Annotated in this window: 1 protein-coding gene; it reads left to right on the plus strand. The window is 41.7% G+C overall.

Annotation, left to right across the window (positions count from 1 at the left end; translation table 11 throughout):
- Positions 1-1,134: TonB-dependent receptor domain-containing protein (locus A3738_RS25210; protein ID WP_156504491.1), on the plus strand; the 1,134-nt coding region annotated here is incomplete at both ends.

A 1,134-nucleotide genomic window follows, 5' to 3' on the forward strand; every position in this document is an offset into this window, starting at 1 on the left:
TTCCATTTACTTTACTTGATCGAAGTACAGAGTTAGATCTTGGTTTTTATCAATTGAACAAGGAGCGTAGTCTGGATAACCGTCGCTTTAAATTTGGTTACCAACCTGTCGCTGAGGATTCGCGTGAGATTGATGAAATTTTGAGTCAAGCTAATGCAGACACTACCTTGCTCAACATCACGAGTAACTATCGACAGGACGATGCTTACGAGGCAGAACAAGATTTAAGCGCTGTGTATGCGAATTGGTTAGTTAAAGTGTCAAACAAACTAGATGTGTTTTTCGGTGCTCGTCAGGAAGATTCTACTCAAGAGTTGGTTGTCGGCATTCAGCCAACGGCGCGTCAAACTTATACTCTTGAAACATCCGATGTACTGCCTTTTTTAGGCTTAACATACCGTTTGTCTGATGAGCATCAATTCCGATTTGGTATGAGTGAAACACTGTCTCGTCCTGACTTTAGGGAGTTCAGTCCAACGCGTTATAAAGATCCTCAGACAGATTACATCGTTAGAGGTAATCCTGATCTTAAATACACGACAATCAGTAATTTTGATTTCAAATATGAGTGGTTCCCTAGTTACAACGAAACCATTTCGTTAGGTGTTTTTTCGAAACAATTCACCAATCCGATTGAGACTGTTCGTTCTCGCCCCGATGAAGATATTGAAATCACTTATGCTAACGCCGAGGGCGCTGACAGTATTGGGCTGGAATTTGGCTTTAGAAAAAATTTAGACAAACTGTTCCCGAGTTTTGAAAACTATTTTGTCGAAGGTAATTACACACACATTGAGTCTGAAGTGAGTCTTAATGCCGCAGATGTAGCCTCAAATGGTTTAACTAGTACCTCTCGTCCGATGCAAGGGCAGTCACCTTATGTGGCGAACTTAAAGTTTGGTTACGACAATTTCTTTACGCGTCGAAGCGCCTTGTTTTTATACAACGTCTATGGTGAGCGCATCACTGCGCTTGGTATTAACGGTACGCCGGACGTTTATGAACAGCCATTTCATCGCCTAGATTTCGTTGTGAAGTGGGGCTTGAATGACACCTACGACGATCAAGAGAAACGTATTGGTTATGGTGTTTCGTTCAAACTCAAAAACTTGCTCGACAGTGAAGTAGAAAAAG

The sequence above is a fragment of the Oleiphilus sp. HI0066 genome, assembly GCF_001635725.1.